Annotated in this window: 8 protein-coding genes and 1 pseudogene (1 of these 9 running past the window's edge); 6 read left to right on the top strand and 3 right to left on the bottom strand. The window is 58.7% G+C overall.

Features of this window, described 5'->3' with window-relative positions:
• Positions 1-277: pseudogene (locus ADK28_RS21235) on the bottom strand (alpha/beta hydrolase); it reaches 696 nt to the left of the window's first position.
• A 658-nt stretch (positions 278-935) separates the two neighbouring features.
• Between ADK28_RS21235 and ADK28_RS21230 the strand changes: the two are divergent.
• The 6 genes from ADK28_RS21230 (at position 936) to ompC (ending at position 8,747) form a co-directional block, all read left to right on the top strand.
• The gene (locus ADK28_RS21230) at positions 936-2,150 is read left to right on the top strand and encodes an aspartate aminotransferase family protein (RefSeq protein WP_015378175.1); all 1,215 of its coding nucleotides are present in this window, start codon (positions 936-938) and stop codon (positions 2,148-2,150) included.
• Positions 2,151-2,202: 52 nt separating this feature from the next.
• Positions 2,203-3,237: an arginine N-succinyltransferase gene (gene astA, locus ADK28_RS21225; RefSeq protein ID WP_004934585.1), complete on the top strand. Its 1,035-nt coding sequence runs from the start codon at positions 2,203-2,205 to the stop codon at positions 3,235-3,237.
• Positions 3,237-4,709, top strand: coding sequence for a succinylglutamate-semialdehyde dehydrogenase (astD, locus tag ADK28_RS21220; RefSeq protein ID WP_048796594.1), 1,473 nt, complete (start codon positions 3,237-3,239; stop codon positions 4,707-4,709). Before astA ends, astD begins: the two co-directional genes overlap by 1 nt.
• Before the next feature lie 52 nt (positions 4,710-4,761).
• Entirely contained in the window at positions 4,762-6,102 is a 1,341-nt protein-coding gene (gene astB, locus ADK28_RS21215) for an N-succinylarginine dihydrolase (protein WP_048796590.1), read from the top strand.
• 10 nt (positions 6,103-6,112) lie between these two features.
• Positions 6,113-7,096, top strand: a complete 984-nt coding sequence (astE, locus tag ADK28_RS21210; RefSeq protein WP_048796589.1) for a succinylglutamate desuccinylase — start codon at positions 6,113-6,115, stop codon at positions 7,094-7,096.
• 568 nt (positions 7,097-7,664) lie between these two features.
• Positions 7,665-8,747, top strand: a complete 1,083-nt coding sequence (gene ompC, locus ADK28_RS21205; protein ID WP_016927387.1) for a porin OmpC — start codon at positions 7,665-7,667, stop codon at positions 8,745-8,747.
• A gap of 82 nt (positions 8,748-8,829) precedes the next feature.
• Here the strand turns inward: ompC and ADK28_RS21200 are convergent, their stop codons facing one another.
• Positions 8,830-9,054, bottom strand: a complete 225-nt coding sequence (locus ADK28_RS21200; RefSeq protein WP_016927388.1) for a biofilm development regulator YmgB/AriR family protein — start codon at positions 9,052-9,054, stop codon at positions 8,830-8,832.
• Positions 9,055-9,177: 123 nt separating this feature from the next.
• A partial coding sequence (locus ADK28_RS31765) for a DUF1482 family protein (RefSeq protein WP_152929734.1) occupies positions 9,178-9,257 on the bottom strand: 80 nt, incomplete at its 5' end.

The raw sequence follows: 9,257 nt of genomic DNA, 5'->3' as shown, positions 1-9,257 counted from the left end.
GAAAGAACATGAATACCGGCAACGCCTCCTTGACCCTGGCCGGTCGCACCAGATGCAGCAGAATATCCTGGCCCTCAACGTGGATGGTTTTCTCGCTGATTTCCACCTCGCGCAGCGGCACCTCGACGCTGCGTTGCGCGTCCTCCAAAACCCTGCGCGCCTCTTTGGGCTTCATCTGCTCCATGGGTTTACCGCCGGCGGCATTCAGCGCGTCGAGAAACGCGCGGATGTCGTGTTGGGCGTGCGGCTGGCTGAGATCGACGGTTTTCTTGGGCATGGTGGCTCCTTGTGCGCAGAAGAGAAGGGGCGGTCAGGATCACAGTGTAGTCGCTGGCGTACAAAGCAGGAACCGCGGTCAACGCGGCTCCTTTTGCGCGAGCATAGCGGGTGGCGTCGCTGCCGCGTTGCACCATGCTGGCGCGCCGCCGCACCCGATGGGGGCAAAAAGTGTGATAGCGAGCAAATTGGGTGAAATTATTTTTGCGAGCCCGATCAGAAATCCTGAAGTTTTTCGTAATTGAATAGGATTTCGCACGCAATGATGATTTTAGGCCTTATTTTTTAATTTATGCATTACCAATGCATAGAAAATGAATAAATATTCATTATAAGCCGTTGTTTTAACGTAAAAAATAGCAAAATCCGGCAAAAATCCCGTTTTGGCACGATAGCTGCTCTACACTCTTTATCAAACGACATGTATTTTAACTGCTCGTTAACATTTACTCCCCGCTCAGGGACCGGATATACGCCATAAATAGTGAAAAACCGATTTTATGTAACAGATTTGTTTCTAAATCAGCGGTGAGGGACAGCATTTTCTCCGCCGCGAAAGTCGGTTTTGAATAACGGTTTTTTTGCATTGTGGCGGTCTAACCGGGCTTGAGCGGCCCTTACAGTCAAAATTCAGCCTTTGCTGAGATTATGAGGTCACTATGGAACAGCCAATCGCAGTTACCCGCCAGTCTTTCGATGACTGGATGGTCCCGGTTTATGCCCCTGCCGATTTTATTCTGGTGCGTGGCGAAGGATCGCAGGTGTGGGATCAGCAGGGTAAGTCTTACATCGATTTCGCCGGCGGCATCGCGGTTAACGCGTTGGGCCATGCGCACCCGGCGGTCAAGGCGGCGCTGGTGGAGCAGGCGGGCAAACTGTGGCATCTGGGCAATGGTTATACCAACGAACCGGTACTGCGTCTGGCCAAAAAACTGATCGACGCCACGTTCGCCGACAAGGTGTTTTTCTGTAATTCGGGTGCAGAAGCCAACGAAGCGGCGCTGAAACTGGCGCGCAAGCATGCGCACGACCAACACGGCGCCGGTAAAGATCAGATTGTGGCGTTCAACAACGCGTTCCACGGCCGTACGCTGTTCACCGTTTCCGCCGGCGGCCAGCCGAAATATTCGCAGGATTTTGCGCCGCTGCCGGGCGGCATCACCCATACGCCGTATAACGATCTGGCCGCAGCGGCCGAGCTTATCAACGATCGCACCTGCGCGGTGATCGTCGAGCCGATCCAGGGCGAGGGCGGCGTGCTGCCGGCGGAGGCCAGTTTCCTGCAGGGGCTGCGTGAACTGTGCGATCGCCATAACGCGCTGCTGATCTTCGACGAAGTGCAGACCGGCGTCGGCCGCACCGGCCACCTGTATGCCTACATGCAGTACGGCGTGGTGCCGGACGTGCTGACGACCGCCAAAGCGCTGGGCGGCGGCTTCCCGATCGGCGCGATGCTGACCACCGATGCGCTGGCGAAAACGCTGGGCGTCGGCACCCACGGCACCACCTACGGCGGCAACCCGCTGGCGACGGCGGTGGCGGGGGAAGTGTTCTCCATCATCAACACGCCGGAAGTGCTGGAAGGCGTCAAGCAACGTCACCAGTGGTTCATCGACGGGTTGAACGACATCAACCGCCAGTACCCGATCTTCGCCGAGATCCGCGGGGGCGGTTTGCTGATCGGCTGCCAATTGAAGAAAGATTATGCCGGCAAAGCGAAGCAGATCACCCAACTGGCCAACGAAGAAGGCGTTATCGCGCTGATCGCCGGCCCGGACGTGGTGCGTTTCACGCCGTCGCTGATCATCCCTGAGCAGGATGTGAAAGAGGGGCTGGCGCGATTCGCGCGCGCCGTGGCGCGCATTTGCAGCTAATCAGCGGGCTGCGCCTTCACCGGCGCAGCCTGATTCAGAAGAGGTTCGCATTATGATGATTATTCGCCCTATAGAGCGTCGCGATCTGGCGGATTTACTGACGCTTGCCGGTAAATCCGGCATCGGTCTCACTTCACTGCCGCAGAATGAAGATACCTTGTCGGCACGCATTGAGCGGGCGTTAAAAACCTGGCAAGGCGAACTTCCGCAAAGTGACCAGTGTTATTTGTTCGTGTTGGAAGACAGCGAGCGCCGGCAGGCGGTGGGGGTCTGCGCGATCGAAGTGGCCGTCGGCCTGGCGGAACCCTGGTACAGCTTCCGCGTCGGCACGCAGGTGCACGCTTCCAAACAGCTGAACGTCTATAAATCGGTGCCGACGCTGTTCCTCAGCAACGACCATACCGGGCATTCGGAACTGTGCACGCTGTTCCTCGATCCGGATTATCGCCACGGCGAGAACGGCAAACTGCTGTCGAAGGTGCGTTTCCTGTTTATCGCCGCGTTCCGTGAACGCTTCTCCCGCCGTCTGATCGCCGAGATGCGCGGTTTCTCCGATGAAAACGGCCGGTCGCCGTTCTGGGAGAGCGTCGGCCACCGTTTCTTCTCCATCGAGTTCGCCAAGGCGGACTACCTGAGCGGCACCGGGCAAAAGGCGTTTATCGCCGAGCTGATGCCGAAACACCCGTTGTATGTCGATTTTCTGGCCGAAGATGCGCAGAAAGTGATTGGCGAAGTGCACCCGCAAACCCTGCCGGCGCGCCGGTTGCTGGAGGCGGAAGGCCTGAGCTATCAGGGCTACGTCGATATCTTCGACGGCGGTCCGACGCTGGAAGCGGAGATCGACCATATCCGCGCGGTCAAGCAGAGCCGCCTGGTGAAAGTGGTGCTGGATGACACGCCGATGCGCGCCGATGCGCCGGTGCATCTGGTGGCCAACGACAACTATCAGAATTACCGCGCACTGTTGGTCAATGCCGATCTGTATGACGACCGCCTGCATATCAACGCCGCCACCGCTGCGGCGCTGGGCGTCGAACAGGGCAGCCCGGTGCGGGTGCTCCCCCTTATTGCACAGGAGAAAGCATGATGTCCCATCCTGCTCTGTTGATTAACGGCGTCTGGCGGCAGGGCCGCGGCGCCGAGTTCGGCAAGGCCGATCCGGTCGGCAACCAGCCGCTGTGGCGCGCTAACGCCGCCGACGCCGACGACGTCGCCGCCGCCTGCGAAGCCGCGCGCGCCGCGTTCCCCGCTTGGGCGCGCACGCCGTTCGAGCAGCGCGAACAGCTGGTGAAACGCTTCGCCGCCTTGCTGGAAGAACACAAGCAGTCGCTGGCGGAAACCATCAGCCGCGAGACAGGCAAGCCGCGTTGGGAAACGCTGACTGAAATTCAGGCGATGATCGGCAAAGTGGGCATTTCGCTGCAGGCCTATCAGACGCGCACCGGTTTTAGCCAGACGGCGATGGCCGACGGCGCTTCGGTGCTGCGCCACCGTCCGCACGGCGTGCTGGCGGTGTTTGGGCCTTACAATTTCCCCGGCCATCTGCCGAACGGCCATATCGTGCCGGCGCTGTTGGCCGGTAACTGCGTGGTATTCAAACCGAGCGAGCTGACGCCGTTGACCGCCGAGGAGACCCTGAAACTGTGGCTGCGGGCCGGTCTGCCGGACGGGGTGATCAATCTGGTGCAAGGCGGCCGCGAAACCGGCGAAGCGTTGGCGGCCAGTGCGGATATCGACGGTCTGCTGTTCACCGGCAGCGCCGGCACCGGCTATCACCTGCATCGCCAATTGGCGGGGCAGCCGGAGAAGATCCTGGCGCTGGAGATGGGCGGCAACAATGCGCTGATCGTCGACGGCTTCGAGGATCGGGACGCGGCGGTCAACCTGGCTATCCAATCGGCGTTTATCTCCGCCGGCCAACGCTGTACCTGTTCACGCCGCATTCTGGTGAAGCAGGGGGCGGAAGGCGACGCCTTTATCGCGCGTTTGGTTCAGGTGGCGGGCGAGCTGCGCGTCGGCCGTTGGGATGCCGAACCGCAGCCGTTCATGGGCGGCGTCGTGTCGGCAGCCGCGGCGGAGAACATGCTGAAAGCGCAGCAGCGCTTGCTGGCGCTGGGCGGCAAATCACTGCTGACCATGCGCCTGCTGGAGCCGGGCAGTTCGCTGCTCAGCCCGGGCATCGTCGATCTGACCGGCGTGGCCGGCGTACCGGACGAAGAGTACTTCGGACCGTTGACCACGATTGTGCGTTACCGCGATTTCGACGAGGCGCTGCAGCTGGCCAACCGGACGCGCTACGGCCTGTCGGTGGGGCTGGTATCGCCGCAGCGTGAGCTGTTCGAGCGGTTGCTGCTGGAAGCGCGCGCCGGCATCGTCAACTGGAACAAGCCGCTGACCGGAGCGTCCAGCGCGGCGCCGTTCGGTGGCGTGGGAGCCTCCGGCAACCATCGCCCAAGCGCCTTCTATGCGGCGGACTATTGCGCCTGGCCGATGGCGTCGCTGGAAAGCGAAAGCCTGTCGCTGCCGGCGACGCTCTCGCCGGGCTTGTCGTTCCGTTAATCGTCTGCGGCGGCGCGATGGCGCTGCCGCACGCTATCCCCAGGGGATAAACATGTCAGGATATGAAGTCAATTTCGACGGTTTGGTGGGGCCGACGCACCACTATGCCGGGCTGTCGTTCGGCAACGAGGCGTCAACGCTGCATCAAAACAGCGTATCGGACCCGAAGCTGGCGGCGAAACAAGGTTTGCTGAAAATGAAGGCGCTGGCCGATCTCGGTTTCCAGCAAGGGGTCTTGCCGCCGCAGGAGCGGCCGCATTTGCCGATGCTGCGTCGCCTGGGTTTCAGCGGCAGCGATGAGGCGGTGCTGGCGCAGGCGATGCGTCAGTCGCCGCGCCTGCTGTCGGCGCTCAGCTCGGCGTCGTGCATGTGGACCGCCAATGCGGCCACCGTGTCGCCTTCGGCGGACAGCGCCGACGGCAAGGTGCACTTCACCGCCGCCAACCTGAACAACAAATTCCACCGGGCCATCGAAGCGGAAACCACCACCGCCGTATTGCGGGCGATGTTCAGCGACGATCGGCATTTCGCCCACCACGAGGCGCTGCCGCAGGTGGCGTTGTTCGGCGACGAAGGGGCGGCCAACCATAACCGTTTGGGCGGTGATTACGCCAAGCGCAGCGTGCAGGTGTTCGTCTATGGTCGTCAGGAATTCGGCGGCGAAACGGCGCCGGCGCGTTATCCGGCGCGCCAGACTCGCGAAGCCGGCGAGGCGATCGCTCGCCTGCACCAGTTGGATGAACAGCATACGGTCTTCGTGCAGCAAAACCCGGCGGTGATCGATCAGGGCGTGTTCCATAACGACGTGATTGCGGTCAGCAACCAGAACGTGCTGTTCCATCATCAGCAGGCGTTCTACCGCCAGCAACAGGCGCTGGATGAAGTGCGCCGCAAGATGGCGACGCTGGACAGCGAGCTGGTGGCGATCGAAGTGCCGACAGAGCGCGTCTCGGTAGCGGACGCGGTGGCGACCTATCTGTTCAACAGCCAAATTCTTACCAAACCGAACGGCAAGATGATGATCGTCGTGCCGGAGGAGTCGCGTCAGCACGCCGGCGTGTGGCGTTACCTCAACGACATGGTCGGCAGCGGCGGCCCGATCGATGAAATCCGCGTGTTCGACCTGCGTGAAAGCATGCGCAACGGCGGCGGCCCTGCCTGCCTGCGGTTGCGGGTGGCGCTTAACGAACAAGAGTTGAGAGCGGTCAATCCGCGCGTGATGATGAACGACCGGCTGTTCGCAACGTTGAACGAGTGGGTCGATCGTCATTACCGCGACCGCCTGACGCAGGATGACCTGGCCGATCCGCTGCTGCTGCGCGAAGGGCGCGAGGCGCTGGATGCGTTGACGTCGATCCTCGGTCTCGGCGCCATTTATCCGTTCCAACGCTAAGGGAGGCAGCATGATCGATCTACTGCCCCTGACGCTGGAAGGGAACGAACCCGTCGAATGGCAAGGTGAAACACCGCAGCTGCGGTGGCGCTGGCAGGGGGAAGGGGTGCTGGAGCTTACGCCACGACAGCCTTACCGCCAGGCGATGGTGATGTCGGCGGGCGTGCACGGCAATGAAACCGCGCCGATTGAGCTGCTCAATCAGCTGGTCGGCGATCTCCTTGCCGGCCGGTTGCCGCTGACGGCGCGACTGTTGGTGGTGCTGGGCAACCCGGCGGCGATGCGGGCCGGCAAGCGTTATCTGCACAGCGATATGAACCGCATGTTCGGCGGCCGCTACCGCAACTTCGCCGCCAGCGGCGAAACCGTGCGCGCGCAACAGTTGGAGCGTGCGCTCGCCGCCTTTTTCGATGGGGAGCAGGCGGCGCGTTTCCATTACGATTTGCACACCGCCATCCGCGAATCGCGTTTGCCGCGTTTCGGCATTCTGCCCTTTCAGAAACGCCCGTACAGTGAGCCGATGTTGAAGCTGCTGGATGCCGCCGATCTGGATGCGTTGGTGGTACACAGTGCGCCGGGCGGGACGTTTAGCCATTACTCCAGCGAACATCTCAATGCGGCGAGCTGTACGCTCGAGCTGGGCAAGGCGCGGCCGTTCGGCAGCAACGATCTGCAGCAGTTCGCCGCCATCGATCGCGCTCTGCGGGCGGCGGTCAGCGAAGGGGCGCTGCCGGCGCGTGCGGGCGCCGAGATTCGGGTTTTCCGTGTGATGCACTCGTTGATCAAGCACAGCGAAGATTTCAAACTGCATCTGGACGATGACACGGCCAACTTCACCGAGCTGGAACCGGGCATGTTGCTGTGCGAGCAGCCGCAGGAGGACTATCGCGTCGGCCAGGAGGGGGCGTGGATACTGTTCCCTAACCCCAGCGTGGCGTTGGGCCTGCGTGCCGGCATGTTGTTGAGCGAAGTTTCCCGCTCTACGCTGTATTGATTTATCCACGGTGGCGCCGTCAGCGCGCCGCCGTTATTCCTTTCATTATTTTAATTTGCTATTTCCCGCTATTTTTATTCCCGTAAGGCGAGTTTTATTCGTCACGAATCCGTGTCTTTATGCGAATGAATAGAAGGCAGTGTCAGATCGTTATCTGAAAGCCTTAATTGCCTGGTGAGTTTGTTAAGATAAAAATGTGAAATAAGTAACGTTTTTAATAACCATGCTAATTTTGTTGTTACTTTTGAATCGCGCAGAAAGCACGCAAAACGAAACCGAATTGCACCATAATGGTGCATTGCACCGTTTTGGTTATAACTTATGTGATAAAAAATTCTTATATTCAATGAGTTGAGTGATTTCTTTTTTGTAATATTTGGTTACACATAAACATGCTTTCTCCTCGTTGTTTCATGAACTTTTTGATTTTAAGTTTTGATTCATGATGCTAATGTCACATCACCCCAGCATTAGGGGATCTCATAAAATACCAAAAGATAAAATCACAGCCCAAATTATAAATTGGGCGTGACGGGCAGGGTTCTAATTATAATATCTAGGAAAATAAATGATGAAACGCAGTGTATTAGCCTTAGCTGTCGCCCTCGGGGCGATCACCTCCTTTGCCAACGCGGCTGAAATCTACAATAAGGATGGCAATAAACTCGACCTGTACGGCCGCGTTAACGCCAAGCATTATTTCAGCGACAGTAAGTCCAACGACGGTGATATGACCTATGTTCGCCTGGGCTTCAAAGGCGAAACGCAAATCAATGACCAGTTGACCGGCTACGGCCAGTGGGAATACAACGTCCAGGCCAATCACGACGAAGCGCAGGGCACCGCCGGCACCAAAACGCGTCTGGGCTTCGCGGGGCTGAAATTCGGCAACTACGGTTCTTTCGACTACGGCCGTAACTACGGCGTGGTGTATGACGCCGAGGCTTACACCGACATGCTGCCGGAATTCGGCGGCGACTCCTACAGCTATACCGATAACTTTATGACCGCCCGTTCCAACGGTTTGGCCACCTACCGCAACCGTGATTTCTTCGGTTTGGTGGAAGGCCTGAACCTGGCGGTGCAGTATCAGGGTAAAAACGACGGTGACGGCCGCAGCGTGACCAAGCAAAACGGCGACGGTTACGGCCTGTCTCTGGACTACCAGGACATCGGCGGCACCGGCATCGGCGTAGCGGCGGCGTTCTCTGATTCCAACCGCACCAGCAAACAAAAAGAGCTGCAGTATGGCAAGGGTGACAGCGCTACCGCCTGGACCACCGCAGTGAAATACGACGCCAACCAGGTTTACCTGGCCGCGATGTATGCCGAAACCCGTAACATGACGCCGATCAGCGTCAACGGCACTTCCGGCTTCGCCAATAAAACGCAAAACTTCGAAGTGGTGGCTCAGTATCAATTCGAGAACGGCCTGCGTCCTTCCGTGGCCTACGTGCAGTCCAAAGGCAAAGATATCGAAGGGATCGGTGATGCCGACCTGGTGAAATACGTGGAAGTGGGGGCGACTTACTACTTCAACAAAAATATGTACACCTACGTCGATTATCAAATCAACCAGCTGAGCGACGATAACAAACTGAAACTGGCCAACGATGATATCGTTGCCGTCAGCCTGACGTATCGTTTCTAATTCTGCAATTTCATTACCTTCATCCTGTGTCGGGATTGGTAATCAGGCAGGGCGCAAGCCCTGCCTTTGTTTTATCGGGAGCTCAGCCTTTAGGCGCCAACCCGACCAGCTCAATGGCGGAACGCAGCGCGGCGAAACGTTGCTGATCCTGCTCCCGCTCTATTTCGGTCACCAGCTGTGAAAGAATATTGCCGCCGGATACCTTTTTATGGTTTTTGATTAACTGCAACACTGCGTCGCCTAACGCCAGGCTGACGTCGCGCAGCAGAGTTTCATATTGCTCGTTGGAATGAGCCGATGCTGGCATGACCTTTCTCTGTCTCTCTCTTCTTCGGGAGCCGCAATTTAGCAAAACAGCGGCCTTATGCCTCGGAGGAAGACGAAGTTTCCGATGAAATCAGAAATTCCTCAGCATCGCGCGGGGAGGAGGTTAAAAATCGGAATATTCGCTGGCTGGCAACCAGAAGCCGTCGATAAACTCTTCCATGGGATAACAGCCGGCGTGTCGCA

The organism is Serratia sp. 506_PEND, assembly GCF_001076875.1.
In the GTDB taxonomy this organism is placed as follows: Bacteria; Pseudomonadota; Gammaproteobacteria; order Enterobacterales; family Enterobacteriaceae; genus Serratia; species Serratia marcescens.
Note: the sequence above shows the minus strand (reverse complement) of the source record. Positions and strands in the feature narration are given on the sequence as shown.

Bases quoted from the DNA above. Each gene is read 5' to 3' on its own strand.
- ADK28_RS21230 (WP_015378175.1), top strand. From the start codon at position 936: ATGGAACAGCCAATCGCAGTTACCCGCCAGTCTTTCGATGACTGGATG.
- astA (WP_004934585.1), top strand. From the start codon at position 2,203: ATGATGATTATTCGCCCTATAGAGCGTCGCGATCTGGCGGATTTACTG.
- astD (WP_048796594.1), top strand. From the start codon at position 3,237: ATGTCCCATCCTGCTCTGTTGATTAACGGCGTCTGGCGGCAGGGCCGC.
- astB (WP_048796590.1), top strand. From the start codon at position 4,762: ATGTCAGGATATGAAGTCAATTTCGACGGTTTGGTGGGGCCGACGCAC.
- astE (WP_048796589.1), top strand. From the start codon at position 6,113: ATGATCGATCTACTGCCCCTGACGCTGGAAGGGAACGAACCCGTCGAA.
- ompC (WP_016927387.1), top strand. From the start codon at position 7,665: ATGATGAAACGCAGTGTATTAGCCTTAGCTGTCGCCCTCGGGGCGATC.
- ADK28_RS21200 (WP_016927388.1), bottom strand. From the start codon at position 9,054: ATGCCAGCATCGGCTCATTCCAACGAGCAATATGAAACTCTGCTGCGC.